We start from the raw sequence: 19,931 nt of genomic DNA on the forward strand, positions 1-19,931 counted from the left end.
CCTGACACGGGGCGGCGGACGAAACGACTCGGTCCGTCAAGGAAATTGGTGCGTTGTGAGCCACATCGTCGTCAAGCGCCCACCGCGGGCACTGCCGAAGGACGTGCCCACTGACGAGGTCGTGCTGCAGCCTCCGCCGGAGCTTCCGCGCGGGCAGCAGGAGGGCGCTGTGATGCAGCTCCTGCCCATGCTCGGCATGGGCGGATCCGTGGTGTTCTTCTTCAACCCCCAGGCCCCTCCCTTCATGAAGATCATGGGCATGGTGATGATCGCCTCGACGGTCGCCATGGGCGTCGCGATGCTGATCCGCTACCGCCGGGGCAATCAGGGGCAGTTGGCGGACATGCGCCGCGACTACCTGCGCTATCTGTCGCAGACCCGGCGCACCGCACTGGACACCGCGCGGACCCAACGCGACGCCCAGTACTACCTGCACCCGTCGCCGGAGCAACTGTGGGCTCTGGTCGCCGAGGGCAGCCGGGTGTGGGAGCGGCGCACCTCTGACGAGGACTTCGGACAGGTGCGCGTGGGTCTCGGCCCGCAGGCGCTGGCCACTCCGCTCGTTCCGCCGCAGACCGCGCCGGTCGACGAGCTGGAGCCGCTGACCGCGGGCGCCATGCAGCGCTTCCTGGCCACACACTCCACCCTCGACGACCTGCCGATGGCGGTCTCGCTACGCGCCTTCTACCACCTGACGATCAGCGGCGAGCCAAGCACGGTGCGGGGCGCCGCCCGCGCGGTGGCCGCGTCCCTCGCCTCGCTGCACTCCCCCGAGGACCTGATCATCGCCGTCGCGGCAGGACGCGAGTCGGCGCACGAGTGGGAGTGGGCGAAGTGGCTGCCGCACGTTCAGACCCCGGGCCGGGCGGACGGTGCGGGCAGCGTGCGCCTGATCACGGGCAACCCTCTGGAGCTGGAGGACATGCTCGCCGGCCGTCTCGAGGGCCGCCCGCGCTTCCACCCGGCCGCCCCACCCGTCCCCGATCAGCCGCACCTGGTGATCGTGCTGGACGGCGTCTACCTGCCGCCCGCGTCGCTGCTGGCCGGCCCCGAGGGCCTGCAGGGCGTGACGGTCCTGGAGATCGTCCCCGGCGACCTGACCACCGGTCGCGGGGATCTTTCCGTCGTCGTGCGTCCGGGGGAGCTGAACCTGGAGTCGGCCCACGGCATGGTCTACGAGGGCACTCCGGACGTCCTGTCGTACGAGGCGGCCGAGGCACTGGCTCGGCAACTGGCCCCGCTGCGCATGGCATCGGGCGGCGACGACGACGAACCGCTGCTCGCCGCACTGGAGTTCACGGACCTGCTGAACCTGGGTGACGCGGCCTCGGTCGACCCCAGGCGGACCTGGCGGCCGCGCTCGCAGTCCGAACGGCTGCGCGTGCCGATCGGTGTCGGTGAGGAGGGCCGGCCAGTGATGCTCGACCTCAAGGAGGCGGCGCAGGAGGGCATGGGCCCGCACGGCCTGTGCGTCGGTGCGACCGGCTCCGGGAAGTCGGAGCTACTGCGCACCCTGGTCCTCGGCCTCGCCGTGACCCACTCGTCCGAGACGCTGAACTTCGTCCTCGCGGACTTCAAGGGCGGTGCGACCTTCGCGGGCATGGCCCAGATGCCGCACGTCGCAGCGGTGATCACCAACCTCGCCGACGACTTGACCCTGGTCGACCGCATGGGCGACTCGATCCGCGGTGAGCTCAACCGCCGTCAGGAGATGCTCCGCGACGCGGGCAACTACGCGAACATCCACGATTACGAGAAGGCCCGCGCGGCGGGCGCTCCCCTTCAGCCGATCCCCTCGCTGGTCCTGGTGATCGACGAGTTCAGCGAGCTCCTCACCGCCAAGCCGGACTTCATCGAGATGTTCGTGCAGATCGGCCGTATCGGCCGTTCACTGGGCGTGCACCTACTGCTCGCCTCCCAGCGCCTGGAGGAAGGCCGGCTGCGCGGCCTCGAGACCTACCTGTCGTACCGGATCGGTCTGCGGACGTTCTCGGCGGCCGAGTCGCGCGCCGCCATCGGCGTCCCGGACGCCTACGAACTGCCGAACGTCCCGGGTTCCGGTTATCTGAAGTTCGGCACCGACGAGATGGTCCGCTTCAAGGCGGCGTACGTCTCCGGGGTCTACCGCTCGAGTTCGCAGCAGGCGGCGGCGTACGGCGGACCGCTTCCCGTGGACCGACGGCCCGTGCTGTTCACCGCGTCCCAGATCCCGGTGCAGTACATGCAGGTGCCGCAGCAGCGCCAGGAGGAGCCCCGCACGGGGGACGACGCGCTGGCGGACACCGTGCTCGACGTGATCGTTCGGCGGCTGGAGGCGCAGGGTCCGGCGGCTCACCAGGTGTGGCTGCCCCCGCTGGACAGCCCGCCGTCACTCGACACGCTGCTGCCCGGGCTCGCCCCCGTGCAGGGCCGCGGCATGACCCAGCCCGGCTACGACGGCGCGGGCCGGCTCGTCGTCCCGGTGGGCCTCGTCGACAAGCCGTACGAGCAGCGGCGAGACCCGCTGTGGGTGGACTTCGGCGGCGCGGCGGGCCACATGCAGATCCTCGGCGGCCCGCAGTCCGGCAAGTCGACGCTGCTGCGCTCGATCATCGCGTCTTTCGCGCTGACCCACACCCCGCACGAAGCGCAGTTCTACGGCCTGGACTTCGGTGGCGGCGGCCTGTCGGCCGTGGCCGGCGTGCCGCATGTGGGCGGAGTGGCCTCGCGCCTCGATCCCGAGAAGGTGCGGCGCACGACGGCCGAGGTGTACGGCGTCCTGACGCGTCGCGAGGAGTACTTCCGCAGCTCCGGCATCTCCTCGATCGCCGAGTTCCGCACCCGCCGCGCGCGCGGCGACATCTCGGTGACCGACCAGCCGTGGGGCGACGTCTTCCTGGTCATCGATGGCTGGGGCAACTTCCGTGCGGACTATGAGACGTTGGAGCCGCTGGTCCTGGACATCGCGTCCCGCGGCCTCGGTTACGGCATCCACCTCATCCTCACCGCGTCGCGTGCCATGGAGGTGCGCTCGAACCTCAAGGACCAGCTGATGAACCGGCTGGAGCTGCGGCTCGGTGACCCCATGGACTCCGAGTTCGACCGCAGGGTGGCGGCCAACGTCCCCACCGGCGTACCGGGCCGGGGCCAGACCCCGCAGAAACAGCACTTCATGGCGGCGGTCCCGCGGATCGACGGACTGTCCTCCGACACGGACCTGGCGGAGGCGACGACGGCTCTCGCGGCCGAGGTCAGCCGCCACTGGCAGCAGCCCGGGGCGCCCGAGGTACGTCTGCTGCCGAAGCGGTTCTGGGCGAACCAGCTGCCTCCCGGCGACCGCTTCCCGAACCGCGGCGTCGCCTTCGCACTGGACGAGGAGAACCTCGAGCCGGTGTTCGTGGACTTCGAGCAGGACCCGTTCTTCCTCGTCTTCGGTGAGAGCGAGTCCGGCAAGTCGAACCTGCTGAAGCTGCTCATCCGGCGTCTCACCGAGCGCTACGACGGCAGCACCTGCAAGCTGTTCGTGGTCGACAACCGCCGTTCCCTGCTCGGGGTGACCCCGCCGTCCCATCTGGCCGAGTACATCCCCATGTCGAACCAAATGCAGCACCACATGGACGCGCTGGCCGATCTGATGCAGCGGCGCACGCCGACGGCGGACGTCACGGCGGAGCAGCTGCGGGACCGGAGCTGGTGGCGTGGGCCCACGGTGTACGTGATCATCGACGACTACGACCTGGTGTCGACGTCGAGCGGCAATCCGCTGGCAGGGCTCACCGAGCTGCTTCCGTTCGCTCGGGACGTGGGGGTGCGGTTCATCATCGCGCGATCCACGGCTGGTGCGAGTCGGGCCGGTTACGAGGCCTTCATGCAGCGTATGAAGGAGCTCGGCGCCCAGGGCGTCGTCCTGTCAGGTGACCCGGGCGAAGGCGACCTGCTGGGCGGGGTACGGCCTCGCGCGATGCCGGCGGGGCGCGGTGTCTTCGTGTCTCGGAAGCGGGGGAAGCCGTTGGTTCATGTGGGATTGGTGCCGGAGGAGCAGTAGTACGTCCCGGGGCGGGGTGGGGTGGGATGCGGTGTCCGAAGGCACGGCGCGCCCCGCCCCGCTTTGCTTCATGCGGTCGCAGGGTCGTGAGGGCTCGGGGGAACCGTCACGGGATCACACCTGTCCCGCCCGTGGGGCGCCGACTCGCTGGGGTAACCACGAACCGTGAGCGCGGCGGTGAGCCAGCCGACGCCCCAGGCGAGGAACGCTGACAGGCGCGGCAGCGCGACCAGCGGCGTGGGCGAGCTCAGAAGCTTCGCGTGGTGGTCCCTGGGCGACGCCAACCATGACACAGAACTCCACGAAGGTACCGGCCACCTAAGCCAGTCCCGCACCGTGTCAAGGCCGTTGGCTGCACGAGGCGGCTGCAGCCGCCCGCCTTCCGTCGACGACTTGGTGGGTGGCGATAGCGCTGGGCTCCCCTGCTGCCCGCGGGCCCCGTCGGCTGGTTGCGGACGTCGCAGCCTCGTTCGCCTTCATCCGCATTCGAATCACGGCCGGGGCGTGTCGCTCCTCGGCTAGTGCCGGAACAACAGCAGGGTGGGCGCCTCCCGCGCGCGCCCACCCTGCGATGTCTTCGAAAGAGCCCAGCCCTACATGAAGTAGCTGGCCGCCTTCTTGTCACCCTCCATGTAGGTACCACCGGACGTACCGACCACCTGGCCGATGCCCGTCAGCGCCTGGTGAATGTCGTTGGCCTCCTTGTCCCACTTGGCCAACTTCTCATTGAAGGTGCTCTGGGCCTCGCCCTCCCAGTACTGCAGGCTGTTCACCACCATCTGGCGAAGCTCCTGCAGATCCCGCTCAAGATCCCTCGCCTGGTTGCCGATCGTGGTGGCTGCCATGTCAAGGCCGTCATAAGTGACGTGCAGCCCATCGCTGTTACGGCTCATGCCTGTCTACCTCGTCTCGCTCGTGTGTGCCTTGGGTGATGCCTGCGCCCTGCTGATGTCCTGAGCAGCGCCTGCTCAGTAAGAGCTCAGCGAGGACTGCGGCAGCGAGCCGGCACCGTCGTAGACGTTGATCTTGCTTACGGACGCGCGGACCTCGTCTTCCTTGCTGTCCTTGATGTTGCGCGTCTTGGTCATCGCCTCGATGACTTCACCGAGGATGCCGCCCATCCGCTGCAGCGACTCGTTGATCTCGTACTGCTTCTTGTCGAACTCGGCACGCCCGATGCCGTGCCACTGGCCCTCGAGACCGTCGATCACACCCTGCAGGTTGTGCACCCGCTTGCGGATGTTCTCGAACTTCTCGTACATCTTCTTCTGGATGTCGACTACTGCGGCATCTTCGAGCTTCTGCCCGCCGGCCATGATCAGCCTGCCCTTCTTGTGTCAGTTTCCTGATCCGACTGTTTCGGCTCATCCCCCGATGGCGGTGAGCACACTTTCCATGCCCTGTCCGAACGCCCCAGGGCTCGGACGACTGACGACGTCAGCTGGCGCGTCGTGCCCGGATTACGGCCACACCAGCGCCGCCCACCACGACTACTGCGGCAACTGTGGCCAATGCGATCCACAGGGTGGTGCTGTCGTTGGACGACTCCGCGCTCGATCCTGCCGCTGAGGTGCCGCCGCTTGGAGTCTTTTCCGGGGCTTGTGACGCGGCTGGTGCAGAGGCGGAAGGTGACGCTGTGGATGCCGCCTTCTTCCTGCTCTCCACCAAGAGCGGATCGACGTCGGCGGGACCGGCGTTGTAGTTGGCGTTCTCGAGGACGTTCCGGGGGCGAATGACGCCATAGCCGATGTATCGGCTCGGTTCGTCCTTCGGATAGGTGCGGCCGGCAGTATCGATCAGCGAGCGGACGACCTGGTTCGCTGTCCAGTCGGGGTGAGCTGACCAGATCAAAGCGGCAGCGGCGGACGTCAGCGCGGAGGCCTCAGCCGTGCCGACTCCGTCGTTGCAGTACTGCTGGAACGACGCGTCACACCACCGCGGGAAACCCATTCCCGGGGCAGCAAGGTCAGCGTAACCGGCTGAATTGGAGGTCGGGGTGACCTTTGCGGTCTCGTCAGTGGCACCTACGCCCACCACCTGGTGATAAGCGGCAGGGTACTGCCGTTTGTTGCCCTTCTTTGCGTTGTCACCGGCGGCCGCGAACATCAATACGCCCTTTTTGACCGCGTAGTCGAGCGCTTCATCACCAACAAGCTGCGTACCGATCGTGTACTGGTTGCCGACGGTGATGTCGATGATCCGCGCACCGCTGTCGACAGCGGCTTTGATGGCGGTGGCCAGAGGGTAGTTGGGGTCGGGAAGCGTGTCGTGTTTGATGGCCGGTACACGGATCGGGACGATCTCCGCGGCGGGAGCGAGGCCCTTCAACCCTCCACCCGTGCCTGTGCCGGCGATCAGCTCAGCGGCCGTGGTCCCCACGCCTGTGGTGTCATTCGTGTCCGTGACACTGCCTTCGGCAAGCCCGTCCTTGACCAGGGCGTCGACCCCTTGAAGCACCTGGCCACGCAACGAGGGTGTCTTGGGATTCACGCCTGTGCCGATGACCGCAACCTTGATGCCCTTGCCCGTGCTGGTCTTCCACATCTGCTCGGCCTTCATCGGCTCGAGGTACCACTGCTTCGACTGGGCGTCGAGTGCAACGGCATTCGGGGCGGTTCCCAAGCTCAGAGCAGCCAGGGCACAGGCAACCGTGCCCAGCGTGCGCACTCGTCTGCCGCAGCGCGTTCTGAAGAGCAGAGCCTGCGCGACTCGAGGGCTGGTCCCTGACTTCATACGTCGTATGTCCTCGCTCGTACTCAGTTGATGACCGGCGGCACATCACGCCGCGGCTGAGTGGGCCGGTGTGTCTCTTCGTCTTCGACCAGGTAGTCGGGACGCTGCGATCCGTCCTCGTCGCGCGCCTCAACGGCCTTCCCGCGACCGCCCGGGCCTCGCACGAGTCCGGTGCCGCCACGCGTCATACCGTCCCGCTCCGCCCGCGCCACAGAGTTGCGTGCGGCCGACCTGCCGGTGACGGCCTCGGTCTTCCCGGCAGAGACACGAGACGTGGCCGCATTCGCACCCGGCTGAGCGGCGGTCACAGGAGCCCCGAAGACGCCCCGCTGTCCAGGCCGACCAGCGGTAGGCCTGGAGCTGGCCGCACCCTCGTTGCCGACAACAGTGCCGCGGGGAATCCTCGACGCACCCTTCGCCGGTGTACCGCCAGCGGTCGTTGGCTGTCCCCCGACCACACCGTTCGCGCGTCCAGCGCCTGTGGTCGAGCCACCATTGGCTCGTGGCGTGTTCGCTCCGCTGGCCCGGGCGGTACCACCACTGATACCTCGCCCCATCGGCATCGACCGGCTAGCGGCAGGATTGCCCTTGCCCGCAGGCTGGCCCGACGCTCCGCCAGGGCCCATCTGGCCCATGGCTCCGCGGCCCACAGCGCGCCCCGGAGTCGAGTTGTCCATGGCAGGCGTGCCGACCTTGCCTTGAGCAGTCAGAGGGCTCCGAGTGCCGGCTGGTCCCGTGGTTCTCAACGTGCCGTTGGACATGTGCGGCTGGTAACCGCCGCCCCCGAACGGAGCCGTCTGACCGCTCTGCGGCCCCGGGGTACCCGTGACCGACGGGTTGTTGGTCGTAGGCGCGGGCGAGGGCGCCGGCGGTGCGTCGATGCTGTCGATGTTCGTCCGAACAGGGGAATCTGCGACGTCGATCCTGGGGGCCGTGACCTCACTTCGGCCGGGCCCGCCGACCTGATCTGAGGAAGCACCACCCCTCGTGAATTCACTGGCGGCTGTCGGTCCAGGTCTCTGTGCATCACCCGAGCCCGAGGTTCTCCCAGAAGCCGCCTCGACGCTCCGGGGCTCCGGTCGGGGTACACCCACGTCCTTCATCGGCTCGAACACCGGCTGCTTGCGAGGCAAAGAACTCATAGTGTCTTCGGACACCGCGTAGTACGACGCCAACCGGTTCATCTGGTTGATGGCCTCTTGGCGGTCCTTCTCCACCTTCAGCGCAGCGGCGTAGCCCTCTTTGTTCTCCACCTTCTCTGCTTCCGAGAACGCCTCGGGACGCTTCTGGACCGCTCGTGTGTCCCGAGACGGCATGCCTCCGCGTACGGAGGCAAGACCCGTGGCAGCGGCGGTGATCTGGTCCCCCGCGGCCCCGGCGTAATCACTCAGGTGATACGTGTTCTCGACGAGCGATTTCCCCCACGTGTGGAAGTTGTCGCCTGCCTTTCCAGTCCAAGGGACCGTGCCGATACGACTTTTGAGCTCGTCAGCTGCCTTCTTGATGGCGTCGCGCGCGTCCCACAAGGCCTTGCCCGAGGACTCGAGATCCTCCGGATCCGTCAGCTCGACCATATCGAGCATCTCATTGAGATCGAGATCCTTGGCACCGAAATCTGTGCGGTCAGAAACAGACCGCCCGAACTTTGTTGACCGCAGCGCCTGACCGATGGCTCCGTTGAACAGCAGCCCACTTACCGGGCTTTCCTCGAGCCCTCGGACCAGATCCGTGGCGGAGTTCAAGTAATGGACGCGGTCCAGGTCTGCCTTGTGCTGCTCGTCGCCCATCGTCAGTACGCTCCGGCCTCGTGGTCGTAGGTGCTCTTGGCGCCCTCCGAGGGCTGGAGCTCCTTGATCTGCGTCTGGATCTCCCAGAACCGCCGGCGCTGGTCCTCCTCAAGGCTGTCGAAGGTCCCCTTCGCCCCCTGCACAGCGATGCCCATCGCCTCAATCTGCAGATGGAGCATCTTGGAGAGCGACGTGAGCTCCGTATGGACCCGGTTGTACTGCGTGAACAGGCCCTGGGCTTCGGGGAACGCATGCGTCCCGCTACTCAGAGACGCCTCCTTGATCGTCTGGGCGCTCACCTTCGTCGGGTTGCCCCCAGACTTCTCAAGGTCTCGGAGCACAGCGTCCACCTGTGTCACGAAGTCCTCGAGCACGTCCCTTCTGACCTCAAGGTCCGCCGCCCTGGTCGCCGACACGCCCCCTGTCATGTCTGCCGGAAGCACGACGCTCCTCCCCGTTTCCCCGTTACGTCCATCGACCCCGACCGGATCGTGACCGATCAACCGTTCGCCGTACGATCGCAAAGCGAGCCACGTCTCACAACGCCTTTACCACTCTAGTCGGCCTGCACATCCGCCCCAACAGTGGTATCCGTCAACTCAGTTACGAGAGCGCATCAGGCGCTGCGCTTTGCCCGTCGGCCGGTTCGCCGGTTCGCGTGAACGATGCGCACACCCAGCCGCCCCAACTGATCGGGGCCCCGGCCCATGATGAGCGGGGCCGACGCCGACGGCATGGCGGGAGCTGCGACCTTCATCAAACCTCCGCACCTGATCTCAGCGACCCTGCGCCACATTCGTCGATCTTCAGCCAGTCGGGGCGGGCCCCTTGAGGCAGGGCACCATCTCATTGAGACAGAGCCCTGTCCGACACTCGGGCCCCCTCAGTCAGAACGAGCGGACCGCGCCTCCCGTTCTTCGGCGATCTTGTCCAGATCCCGCATCGCTTCGGCGTGTGCGCTCATCCGGATACTCAGACCCCCGATGGTGAAGAGAGCCACGCCGACCACCGACACCGGCACCGACAGGCCGAGCACGGCCAGGGCCTCGGGCCAGTCGCGTTCGTTCTGGCACAGTTCCCCCTTCCAGAGACCCTCATTGGCCGTGCCACGGTCCGTCAACAACCGCGATTCGCACTGCTCGGGATACGGGTCGTCAGGCTTCTCCTCGACCTCGTACGGAGTAAGGAGCAGCAGGCCACACCACGTCCACAGCAGTGCCGCCAAGGCCAACAGACCCACACCCCAGGCCCGTGTTCGGCCAGCCCGGGCGCGGAAGTCAAGGTCGTACTCACGTGATCGCACGGCTGACGAATCTAGCAGCACGTCTCGTGGCTGGTCTCACCTCTTGCGCTCCTGACCTGCACAGTTCCGTGGCAACGCTGCATTGGACGTCGTTTCTGATGGCGTACCGCTCCTTGAGCCGTGCATGACGGACCTGGTGGAGCGGTTGAGTTTCTCCCAGCATCCGGAGACAGCATCCGAGAGCCGGACAACTCGTCCACCGGACCCGTATCCCGTCGGCTGGCGAGGAAGGCATGCACGCTGCCAGGGCGGCAAGTCCTCGCGTGTCGAACGCCACTTGATGCATTGTCGACGAGATGACGCACCGCGTCGATCATCTGACGATGGCAGTAGCCCTCCGGCTGCCCGCCCCGGCCCGCCATGTATCCCGGCACCGGCAGCAGATCCCGCACGATCGCCCACTCGGCATCGCTCAAAGCGGAGTCGTACCGTGGCCGGCGCCCGGGCCCCGGCCGCGTTTCCGGGAGATACCACGAGGCCCTTCCTTCACGCGTCGACACCGCTCAACTTATGTGACTCGGCACTCTGTTCGAAGCGCACCGAGTTCGCGAGTGGCTAGTGAACAGCCAGCCAGAGCGGGGACCGCGAGCTCAATGATGGCCGGTAGTCTGCACGGCGAGTCTCCGTGAGGCGCCTGTTGGGTGTGTCACGGATGAGGCGTGGAGACAACGGGGGTGGCCCATGGGGTCCGGAAACAGTGGCGAGCCGACACTCGCGAGTTCGCCGCGCGACAAGGCACGCGCGGCAAAGTTCATGGAAGAGCACCTGATACCGGACACCCAGGCGGCCGCAGGGATGGCGGACGGCGGCGGAGCCGCACGGCCGCTCTTCGTTACCCCGACAGCTCCTGCCAGCCCTCTCATCAAGCAGAACACGGGCTTGAAAGGCCTCTCCACTTGGGCCTCGGACCAGGGCCTCTCCGACGCACTGACCGTCTGGCAGGGGCAGGTGAACCGGTTGATGGTTCGGTTGCAGCGGGAAGTTGACGGGCTGCACGGAACAAAGACCCTCCTCCAGAACAACGACATCATCGTCGGCACCCAGGCGGCCGGAGTACGGCCTCCCAGCAGCCTTGACCAGATGTGACGGGGAAGCGGCATGACGCTGAACTACGACGATGTGTTGACGGCCGATCTGTCCCCGCTCGCGGACGTGTCTGAGGCGTGGAGGAAGATGGGTGAACGCTTCGGTGAGCTGAAGACCGACTACGAGAAGCACGTCCAGACCGTGCTGGGCAATGGAAATTGGCAAGGGCTCGCCCACGGCACCCAACAGCAGTACGCCTCGGCCACCGCGTTCGAGTTCGGGGCAGCCAAAAAAGAAGCTATGGCGATTGCCAGTCTCCTCACGGATGCCCACACCGAGCTCACCCGTCTGCAGAAGGCGGTCAAGGACCTGGTCCGGGATGCTGAGGAGAAGGACTACAAGGTCGACGGCAACGGCAAGGCGACCTATGTCGGGTATGACAAGCTCTCAGAGCAGGAGAAGTACGCGCTCCGTCACGACCCGGACTACTCCAGCTTGATGTCCGACGCCCGTGAGAAGGCACAGGGCTGGACCGACGAGATCGCCAAGGCGGTCAAGGCCGTTGACGAAGCCGACCAGAGCGTCAAGCGAGCACTGTCCCGCGCGACGCGTGATGTCTCGATGAACGGAATCGGACTCGGCGGCTTCAATTCGCAAGCCGTGGGGGACTTGGCGCAGGCGGGGAAACCAGATCCCAAAACTCGTACCAAGACCGACGGATGGGTCTCTGAAGGCGAGACCGATGCTTCAGGCCCGGAAGTCGGGACATCCGTCACGGGTCCTGACACCGGGTCCGGCAAGCTGGGTGAAGCCGAAGCACATGCTGACCTCGGCCGAGCGAGCGCGAAGGGCTCACTCACTAACAACCCGATGAAGCTGGAGGGGGAGACCGAAGCCTATGCGGGTATCAAGGGCTCTGTGACCGGCGGCATCACCAACGAAGGAATCCAGGGCGACACAGGGGCCTTGGCAGGCGGCGAGGCTTCGGCCAAGGGGCGCGCCGACCTAGGCCCCGTCGGAGTGTACGGGCGGGCGGAGGTTATGGCGGGTGCTGAGGCCGGTGCCAACGCCGGGGCCGGCGTCGACGGTCTCCATGCGGGTGGCGAGGCCTTCGCGGGTGCCAAGGGTAGTCTCACCGGGGGTGTGGATCTCGGCGGCATTGGAGCGGGCGCCACTGCGGAGGGCTGGGCCGGACCGGGCGCCGAGGCGAACATGATCTTCGGCAAGGATGCTGAGGGTGTATGGCGCTTTGCCCCCAAGGTGGGCGTTTCCCCTGCCCTCGGTGGCGCCGTGGGCTTCGAAGTCACCGTTGACCCGGGCAAGGTCGCCGACACCGCCAGCGATGCGGCCAACGCTGTGGGGGATGCTGCCGGGTGGGTGGCCGGCGGAGTCACCAGCCTGTTCTGATACGTGACCGCAGCAAGGAGGGCTTGAGATGGCTACGACCCTGCCTGTACCTATCCAGTTCGAGCTACCGGAGGGTTGGCGCGCCGCCCCGCCGGACGAAGCCGGCGCCCCGGATGCCGCGTTCATTGCGCGGTACCCACAGCCTGATGCCGGATTCACCACGAACATCGCGATCGACGGTGAGTACCGCCCGGATGCGACGCCGCTGTCCAAGATCGCCGACGGGTCCGTGGAACGCTTGACTCAAGCCGCCACGGCGGTTGAGGTCACCAGCCGCCGCGAGATCGGCTCGGAGGACGCCCCCGGATTCACGCAGACGCTGGCTATCTCGGCTGTTGTCGGTGGGGTGTCCCGTGACCTCGTCCAGGCTCAGGTGTACCTGTCCATGCTGGACATCGCCGACCCTCGCAAACGCGCGGTTGTCCGCTTGGTACTGACGACCACCGCGTCGCAATACCCCTTCGTCCTAAGTGATTTTCAGGACTTCGTGCGCACAGTACGGCCGGATACACGCGCGGCTTCGTAGCGCACTGCATCCAACTGCCAATCTTGCACCCCCGACCCTGCCCTCATAGGTTGACCGCATGGGACTCTTCGACAAGCTGACCGGAACCAAACATCCCGAGGTCGGTGTAGCGCCGTGCTCGGTCGACGAGGTGCGGACAGCTTTGCTTGGCCTCAACCGGCCCGACGTTCCGTACGTCATCCGCGGAGGTTCCGCAGAGGGCGCCGATCTCGTGGCGGAGTGGCGGATGGCGGAACCTGCTTGGCAGACCTTTTTTGTCGAGTCCCAATTGACGCGTGCCGTCCGCATCAGGATGCGCCTGGTCCAGAAGGATCGGGAGGTGCGCGTTATTGAGGAAGGGTGGGAGGTCACCCGGGTCGGGAATCCACCGCGGCTCCAGATCTCTGGTTCGTACTCGCGTGGCCCCGACAAAACGGTGTCTCGCAACTACAGGGTGGAACGCCGGAACGACGGACGCCTTGAAGCTACGGAGACCTTCAGGTTTAACGCCGCGGACTTGCGCAATCCTCTGGAGGATGTCGTCCTCAAGTCGGGCTGGACGTGGCGCGGTGTGCTCATCGGCAAGCTGTGAGGTTGGCGGTCCCGCCCACCGTCCAGGTTCGCCCTCGCGCTGGCCATTCCTCCGCAATTACCGAGCTTGGTGCGCCTGCCGTTAATTACTCGACAGCCCACAACCGTTCTCCTCGTCATCAGTCGATGAATCATTCAAGAACTTCGGAGAACGACTCCTCGAAAGCCCCGGAAGATACCCGTAAGAGCTCTACCAGTTGCCCATTCCTGCCCAACGTACGATAAGTCCCCTCTGTTTGATGTGCGGAGTGACGAAGAGCTTGTGCGCGTGAAGCAACTGCGGCGCTTACCGCTCCCGTCCAGCAAGTATGCTTCTGACGTCATTTTGATCACCAGGAATGGAGCCCGTCATGCCCCGTCTGTCCACAGCGACTTGGAGTTGCTCGGCCGTGGCTGTCGGCGCGCTGCTCGTGGGCTGCTCGGCGTCGGTCGACGTCGGGACATCCACGCCCAGCATGTCTTCGGGCAAGCTGGCAACCCTCCTCGCTGAGAAGCTCGCAGCCACGACCGGCCGGCCGAAGCCGGAGGTCGCGTGCCCGGAGGACCTCGCCGCCAAGGTGGGTACCACTACCCGATGCACTCTCACAGCGGGCGATGACAGCACGTTGGGCGTGACAGTCAAGGTGACCTCCGTCGACGGAGACCAGATCAACTTCGACTTCCAGGTCGACGAGACGCCTTCTCCTGCGCCGAAGTAGGGGCTGCCGCGCTCCGGCAGACAAGCGCCATCCGGTTGCGGACCGCCGTCTTCGGATCACGATCAGGTCAGGCAGTATCGGGAGTCGACGCCAAGGTTCGTGACGGTCAGCAGGGCCTGCACTCCCTGGGCCTTCTTGCGGCCGCGACCGGTGGTACGGGACTTTGCAATCGTCCTGGTCGTTTGCATGGAGGACCGCTGCCGCATTTCGGGAGCTCGGCGACAGATCGGGCACGAAAACGACCTGGTCCCGCCCATTCCGAACTCACGCCCTCAGTCGACGTCGACTGCGACGTCGGCTGCATTACGGTGCCTGCCAATGGCGAGCTGGTCTGGGCCAGTGCGTCACCCCTGCGCGCCCACCCCCGCCTGCTTCCTCCGCGCATCCCGTACCGCCACCGCCGCGCCGCTCAGGCCGGCCACCGCGACCAGGGCGCCGACGACGACGTAGGACGCCAAGCGGGTGTTGCGTTCCTCGGCCGTCTCGCCGAAGTGGATCGGGGTGACGGACGGGGCCTCCGCCCTTGTCACGCCGTTTGCCGCGCGGGGGGACTCGACGGGGTGTTGCGGGTCCACGTTCGTGAGCGCCTTGACCGGGTCGACGACGCCCCAGCCGACGAGGCGGTCGTGGCCGGGGATGGAGCGTTCCGCGGTCTGTTCGATCTGGGCGACGACCTGCTGGGCCGTCCAGTCGGGGTACTTGGACTTCAGGAGGGCCGCCACGCCCGCGACGTACGGGGCCGAGAAGCTGGTGCCGTTGTCGGAGCAGTGGCCGCCCAGCGGGACCGTGGAGATCATGTCGACACCGGGCGCGGCGACTCCTACGAAATCGCCCGATTGCGAGAAGGAGGCCCGCTCGTTGTTGCGGTCGGAGGCCGCGACCGCCAGGACGCCCTTGTACGACGCCGGGTAGGTGATCTGCACCTTGCCGCCGAGGCCGTCGTTGCCGGCGGAGGCGACGACCACGACCCTCTGTGCGAGGGCTTCCTTGACCGCTTGCTCCAGGTCCGAGTCGGGCTTGAGGGCCTTGGCCGTGTCCTGGGAGATGTTGATGACTTCCGCACCTGCCCTGACCGCGTAACGGATTGCCGCGGCCAGGGTGCCCGCCGTGCCGTCCCCCTCCGCGTTGTTCTGCTTGATCGGGATGATCTTCGCGTCCGGGGCCAGGCCCACGAAGGCGGTGCCCTTGGCCGGGCGGGCCGCGATGATGCCGGCCACGCGCGTGCCGTGGCCGACGCTGTCGTCGATGCCCTTGCCGCTGCCGCGCTCGACCTTCTCGCCCTTGAGGTTCTTCGGGGGGAGGTTGTTCATCCCCTTGGAGACATCCACGGCCTTGGTGAGCTGGGGGTTCTTGATGTCGACCCCGGTGTCGATGACGGCCACATCGACATCCTTGCCTGTGGAGATCGCCCACAGCGCATCGAGATTGACGCGTTGGAGGGCCCAGGGGCGGCCCGCGTACTTCTTCGACGGGAACGTGCACTGCCCGTCGTCCGCCCGGGCCACCGGGGCGGAGAGGCCCACGACCGAGACGCTGGCCACGACCGCCGTGGCGGCGGCCAGGGCCACGGTCCTCCTGCCCTGTCCCGGGACCACCGACGTTCTCGCCTTCAGCATGGCTTCGTTCTCCTCCAATCCCGCCATCAGGAACCCTGCGGCTGTCGCGCCGCCGACTCCGACAGGCGGGGGCCGGTCGGCAGGAACGTCGACCACTCCACGGGGACGGGCCTGGGGTTCACCTTCTCGTAGCCGAGCCGGGTCTGGGCGATCTTGGCCTCCTGGAGCTCCTGCTCCTTCTGCTTGGCGGAGGTGCCGATGCCCTGGTCCTCGGTGGCGCTGTCGCTGTTGGACTGGAGGGCGTAGCGCAGACCGGTGTCGGTGACCAGGAAGACACCGCCGGCCGTGATCTCCGTGCCCTGGAACTGGCGGTAGAGCTGGCCGGAGCCGGCGGTCACGTAACCGCTGGAGGAGCCGGTGGGCAGCGTGGTGGGGAAGTCGGTGCCCACCCAGGTGGACAGGGTCGTCCTCCCCTTGACGTCGCCCGTCGTGCCCACCGAGAGCAGGACGTTGCAGACGGTGTTGCGGCCGGAGGTGGCGCTGGAGCCGTCGTTGACCGTCTTGGGCTTGAGCAGCGGCCAGGTGTTCCGCTCGGTCTTGAAGGGCGTGCTCTGGGCGACCGCGGCGGGGGCCACCTGCTGCGCCTCGCCCGCCTGTCCGACGGCGACGAGGTCGGCGCTGTTGAGCAGCAGTGTGGCGACGAACTCGGAAATCTCGGCCACGCCACCCTGCTGCACCACGTAGTACTGCATCCGCGATCCGTCGGGAGACTTGACGACCTCACCGACCTTGTCGAACTGCTCGGGGAGGCCCGCGTTCGCCCGGGCGCCGGGGGTGCCCGCGACCGTCGGCATGGAGAGCGGGTCACCCTTGTGCAGGGTGTCCAGCCACTCCTGGGACACCCGCTGCGGTTTGCGCCCCTGGGTGTCGAGGGACCTGAGCAGCTCGGTGTCGGTGGTGTCCTGAATCTTGTAGGCCGTCCCCCGGGCGTCCACCATGTACTGCGTCTTCTCGTCCGGCCCGACGACGTACATCAACTCGTTGCCGGTGAGCTTGTTCTTGCCGTCCGTCCTGCCGAACTCCTTCTCGGCGAAGACGAACGCCGCCTTCTGGATGGCCCGTCCCCCTTCGCCGGGACGCTCGCAGACCGCCCAGCGCTTGGCCTTCTCGGCCACGTCGGGGGTAGGCAGGCGGTCGGGGGCGTAAGGGATGCCGATCGTCGCGCCGTGCGGGGGTTTGCCGCTGTCGAGGATCTTCTCGTCAACGGTGATGACGCTGCTCTTGTCGGGGTCCAGGAGAAGTTTGGCGGAGGCCATGTTCAGGACCGGATGCAGCTGCTTCTGCTTGCCCGTCTTCAGCACGACGTATCGGGTGGTCGAGTCGCTCGCGACGATGACGTGCTCCCCGGGGGTGTCCCACTCCGGGGGAGCCTTCGGCTTGAACACGCCGATCCCGCCGAACACCGCCAGGACCACCACACCGACGACCAGTCCGGGCCACACCGCGCTCAGCGGCTTGGGCGCCCCTTCCTCCGAGCCCGAGGGGGACGGCCGTAGATAGGATGCGAGCGTACGGCGCTTCGCGAAGGTGTAGGCGTTGAGTTCATCGCGCCGTGATGCCATCCGTGTCCGCTCTCTCCCCGTGCGGAGTTGTGAGGGACCTATGGAGATCCGTCCCCGCCCCTGTTGCCTCTGGTGCCTCAACTGTCAGACCCGCCACCTACTATGCCTGTTTCGAGGTCGTGCTCGTGCCGCGGGTAGGGTGCTCAAGCCTTGCAAGCCCAGGGGCAAAGGTCTTTCGGGAGAGTTCGGGGGTTTTGAAGTGATGGCTTCCGCAACGCGGGCCCGGTCGCGATCGCAATCGAGGTCGCGATCGGGTGGCGAGCGCCGGGCGGATGCCCGCCGCCAGGCGTCTCCCGCTGGGTCCGTGACACCTCATCTCAAGTCGCGATCGGGCCGCGGGGGATCCTTCGCGGTGCAACGGCTGGTCCTGCTGGAGCTGGCGGCCGCGCTCGTGGTGTGCGGCTGGGTCATCGGCCCGGTGGCTCTGGTGCCGGCCGCGGTGCTCGCCACCGCGCTCGTGATGCTCGCCGTCGTTCGACGCCGTGGTCACTCCCTGCCGGAGTGGCTGGGCACCCTGCTGGCACTGCGGGCCCGGAGACGGAAGGCTGCGGGTGCGCGGGTACCGGCGGGGACCGAGGCCGGCCTCGTGCCCGCAGTGGAATGCGATCCGAATTTGCGAACGTACAGCTACAGCCGCGGCGACGACCGCGATCAGCGGCCGATCGGCATGGTGGGCGACGGGGGCTTCCTCACCGCGGTGCTCCAGGTGGAGGCCGACGCCAGTGCGCTGCGCGCCGACGGCGGCCTCAAGCCGCTGCCCCTCGCCTTGGTACGGGACACCCTCGAAGTCGACGGGATACGGCTCGAGTCGGCGCAGATCGTGGTGCACACGCAACCCGCGCCCGCTCTGCATCTTCCGCAGGAGTCGGTCGTGGTGACCAACTACGCGCTCCTGCAGTCCCAGACCGACTCGCCCGCCGTGCGCCTGATCTGGATCGCGCTGAAGCTCGATCCCGAGCTGTGCCCGGAGGCCGTCGCCGCGCGGGGCGGCGGGTTGCGGGGGGTGCAGAAGTGCCTGACCCGGGCGGCGGAGCACCTGTCGAGTCGGCTCACCGGCGCCGGGTTCCAGGTCAACGTGCTCACCGAGGAGGAGCTGACCTCGGCGATCGCCACCTCCGCCTGCGCCAACCCGATGGTGACCGCCCAGGCCGAGCGGGGTGAGGGGCCGCAGCGGCGGACCGAGGAGTCCAGCCGCAGTTGGCGCTGCGACAACCGCCGGCACACCACGTACTGGGTGCGACGGTGGCCTCAACTGGGCGGTCAGGGAACGGCGTTGGCTCAGCTGGTGGCACTGCTGACCGCGGTTCCCGCGCTCGCCATCACCTTCAGCCTGACGCTGGCCCGGGGTGAGCAGCAGGACGTGACAGTGGCCGGACACGTACGGATCACCGGCCGCAGCGGCGACGAACTGGCCAGTGCGCGCCGCTCTCTGGAGCATGCGGCGCGGCAGGCCAAAACGGGACTCACCCGCCTGGACCGTGAACAACTCCCCGGTGTTCTGGCCACTTTGCCGCTCGGAGGTGCCCGCTGATGGCCACGAGGGCATCGACCGCACCGTCGCAGATCACCTCCGAGGAGCCCGGTACCGCCGGACTCAAGGAGCGGCTGCGTACCGGATTCGGACTGCTGGGCCCCCGCCATCCGAGACACGTCTTGCCCGCGGAGCAGCTCGACACGCTGTCCCTGCCCATAGGCGACGACGGCGTTCTCGTCGGCGTGGGCACCGAGGGCCAGCCTGCCGTCCTTGGTGTGAACCGCCCGACGCCGTACGACATCGTGCTCATCGGCGGCCTGTGGATGGCCCAAATCCTCGCGCTGCGCGCGGCGGCCACGGGTGCCCGTGTGGCCGTCGAGACCGGACGGCCACACGCCTGGGGGCAGATGGTGCACGCCATGGGCGGTGGGCAGAACGGGCTGGCGGTGTTCGAGGTAGGACGGGTACCGCCGCAAGGTGCTTCAGCCGGGACGCCCGTGCTGGTGGTCCGAGACTGCGGTATGCGGCCCCCGCGGGGGCGGGTGGTGTCCGGGCCGTGGCAGTCGGTGCTGACGCTACTGCCGTATCTGAGTCCGGTCGCACCACGGCTCATCCGGCAGGCGGGGCTGGTCGGCGTGCAGCGGATCTCGCCGGACGAGGCGATGGAACTGGGCCGCGCGATGACACTGCCCCGGAGAGACGTGGAGGCGCTGCCCGCGCTGCCTGACGGGGTGACCCTGTGGTGCGCGGACCGTGACCGGCAGTACGTGATGACCCAACCGACGGACGCCGAGACGGGATTGCTGGGGGCCGCGCGCCGCGTGGACTGAAGGGCGGGGGCGCATCTCGGGGCTGTATCGGTGGGTGTATCCGGACGAAGTTACCTGGCGTTGCCGGTGACACCGTCCTCCCTTCGGTCTTGATCGCAGCACAACGCCCACTATTGACCGTTTTATTGCTGAATTTGGCAAGCAGGTGCAGCGGATACCCGTGACATGTGACGCGTCGGACGAACGCGAAGGGGCGGACGGGCCTGCCGGGGTGGGGCTTGTGGTGATTAGGCTGGGACCGGGCGCGACGCCTGAACCGTGGACCGGGCGTCGGCATCCCAGGGGGGAGAGCCGGTGGGTCGTACTACCCGGAACTGCCTCGAACGACCAAGGACGACAAGCAATGGTCGCCCCAGCACGGCATGAGGGTGCTCG

Annotated in this window: 16 protein-coding genes; 8 read left to right on the forward strand and 8 right to left on the reverse strand. The window is 67.3% G+C overall.

Annotation, left to right across the window (positions count from 1 at the left end):
* Window positions 1–55 precede the first annotated feature (55 nt).
* The gene (gene eccCa / locus ACZ7EG_RS28805) at window positions 56–4,024 is read left to right on the forward strand and encodes a type VII secretion protein EccCa (protein ID WP_471084999.1); all 3,969 of its coding nucleotides are present in this window, start codon (window positions 56–58) and stop codon (window positions 4,022–4,024) included.
* Between the two features lie 593 nt (window positions 4,025–4,617).
* On the opposite strand, the gene ACZ7EG_RS28810 is transcribed toward eccCa, so the two are convergent.
* The 6 genes from ACZ7EG_RS28810 to ACZ7EG_RS28835 all read right to left on the reverse strand — a co-directional run bounded on the left by ACZ7EG_RS28810 (window position 4,618) and on the right by ACZ7EG_RS28835 (window position 9,847).
* A complete protein-coding gene (locus tag ACZ7EG_RS28810) occupies window positions 4,618–4,917 on the reverse strand; it encodes a WXG100 family type VII secretion target (RefSeq protein ID WP_471085002.1) in 300 nt (99 codons plus the stop codon).
* A 75-nt stretch (window positions 4,918–4,992) separates the two neighbouring features.
* Window positions 4,993–5,340, reverse strand: coding sequence for a WXG100 family type VII secretion target (locus tag ACZ7EG_RS28815; protein ID WP_356235581.1), 348 nt, complete (start codon window positions 5,338–5,340; stop codon window positions 4,993–4,995).
* Window positions 5,341–5,461: 121 nt separating this feature from the next.
* The gene (locus ACZ7EG_RS28820) at window positions 5,462–6,691 is read right to left on the reverse strand and encodes a S8 family serine peptidase (protein WP_471085006.1); all 1,230 of its coding nucleotides are present in this window, start codon (window positions 6,689–6,691) and stop codon (window positions 5,462–5,464) included.
* Window positions 6,692–6,780: 89 nt separating this feature from the next.
* Entirely contained in the window at window positions 6,781–8,544 is a 1,764-nt protein-coding gene (locus ACZ7EG_RS28825; RefSeq protein WP_471085009.1) for a hypothetical protein, read from the reverse strand.
* A gap of 2 nt (window positions 8,545–8,546) precedes the next feature.
* Window positions 8,547–8,987 carry a hypothetical protein gene (locus ACZ7EG_RS28830; RefSeq protein WP_471085012.1) on the reverse strand — a complete coding sequence of 147 codons (441 nt, stop codon included), beginning with the start codon at window positions 8,985–8,987 and terminating at the stop codon, window positions 8,547–8,549.
* Window positions 8,988–9,427: 440 nt separating this feature from the next.
* The gene (locus tag ACZ7EG_RS28835; protein WP_471085015.1) at window positions 9,428–9,847 is read right to left on the reverse strand and encodes a hypothetical protein; all 420 of its coding nucleotides are present in this window, start codon (window positions 9,845–9,847) and stop codon (window positions 9,428–9,430) included.
* Between the two features lie 681 nt (window positions 9,848–10,528).
* Between ACZ7EG_RS28835 and ACZ7EG_RS28840 the strand changes: the two genes are divergently transcribed.
* The 5 genes from ACZ7EG_RS28840 to ACZ7EG_RS28860 all read left to right on the forward strand — a co-directional run bounded on the left by ACZ7EG_RS28840 (window position 10,529) and on the right by ACZ7EG_RS28860 (window position 14,074).
* Window positions 10,529–10,933, forward strand: a complete 405-nt coding sequence (locus ACZ7EG_RS28840) for a hypothetical protein (protein ID WP_471085018.1) — start codon at window positions 10,529–10,531, stop codon at window positions 10,931–10,933.
* A gap of 12 nt (window positions 10,934–10,945) precedes the next feature.
* The gene (locus ACZ7EG_RS28845; RefSeq protein ID WP_471085021.1) at window positions 10,946–12,280 is read left to right on the forward strand and encodes a hypothetical protein; all 1,335 of its coding nucleotides are present in this window, start codon (window positions 10,946–10,948) and stop codon (window positions 12,278–12,280) included.
* 28 nt (window positions 12,281–12,308) lie between these two features.
* Window positions 12,309–12,806: a hypothetical protein gene (locus tag ACZ7EG_RS28850; RefSeq protein ID WP_471085023.1), complete on the forward strand. Its 498-nt coding sequence runs from the start codon at window positions 12,309–12,311 to the stop codon at window positions 12,804–12,806.
* Window positions 12,807–12,864: 58 nt separating this feature from the next.
* Window positions 12,865–13,377, forward strand: a complete 513-nt coding sequence (locus ACZ7EG_RS28855; protein WP_356235569.1) for a hypothetical protein — start codon at window positions 12,865–12,867, stop codon at window positions 13,375–13,377.
* Window positions 13,378–13,726: 349 nt separating this feature from the next.
* Window positions 13,727–14,074, forward strand: coding sequence for a DUF4333 domain-containing protein (locus ACZ7EG_RS28860; protein ID WP_356235567.1), 348 nt, complete (start codon window positions 13,727–13,729; stop codon window positions 14,072–14,074).
* Between the two features lie 344 nt (window positions 14,075–14,418).
* Here the strand turns inward: ACZ7EG_RS28860 and mycP are convergent, their stop codons facing one another.
* Both mycP and eccB read right to left on the reverse strand, forming a co-directional pair.
* A complete protein-coding gene (gene mycP, locus ACZ7EG_RS28865) occupies window positions 14,419–15,690 on the reverse strand; it encodes a type VII secretion-associated serine protease mycosin (RefSeq protein ID WP_471085026.1) in 1,272 nt (423 codons plus the stop codon).
* 26 nt (window positions 15,691–15,716) lie between these two features.
* Window positions 15,717–17,252, reverse strand: coding sequence for a type VII secretion protein EccB (eccB, locus tag ACZ7EG_RS28870; protein ID WP_471085029.1), 1,536 nt, complete (start codon window positions 17,250–17,252; stop codon window positions 15,717–15,719).
* A 202-nt stretch (window positions 17,253–17,454) separates the two neighbouring features.
* Between eccB and eccE the strand changes: the two genes are divergently transcribed.
* Both eccE and ACZ7EG_RS28880 read left to right on the forward strand, forming a co-directional pair.
* A complete protein-coding gene (gene eccE, locus ACZ7EG_RS28875; RefSeq protein ID WP_471085032.1) occupies window positions 17,455–18,783 on the forward strand; it encodes a type VII secretion protein EccE in 1,329 nt (442 codons plus the stop codon).
* Window positions 18,783–19,556 (forward strand): hypothetical protein, encoded by a 774-nt coding sequence (locus tag ACZ7EG_RS28880; RefSeq protein WP_471085035.1) that lies wholly within the window; start codon window positions 18,783–18,785, stop codon window positions 19,554–19,556. Before eccE ends, ACZ7EG_RS28880 begins: the two co-directional genes overlap by 1 nt.
* The last annotated feature ends 375 nt before the right edge of the window (window positions 19,557–19,931 follow it).

Source organism: Streptomyces sp. NPDC037100 (assembly GCF_055606225.1).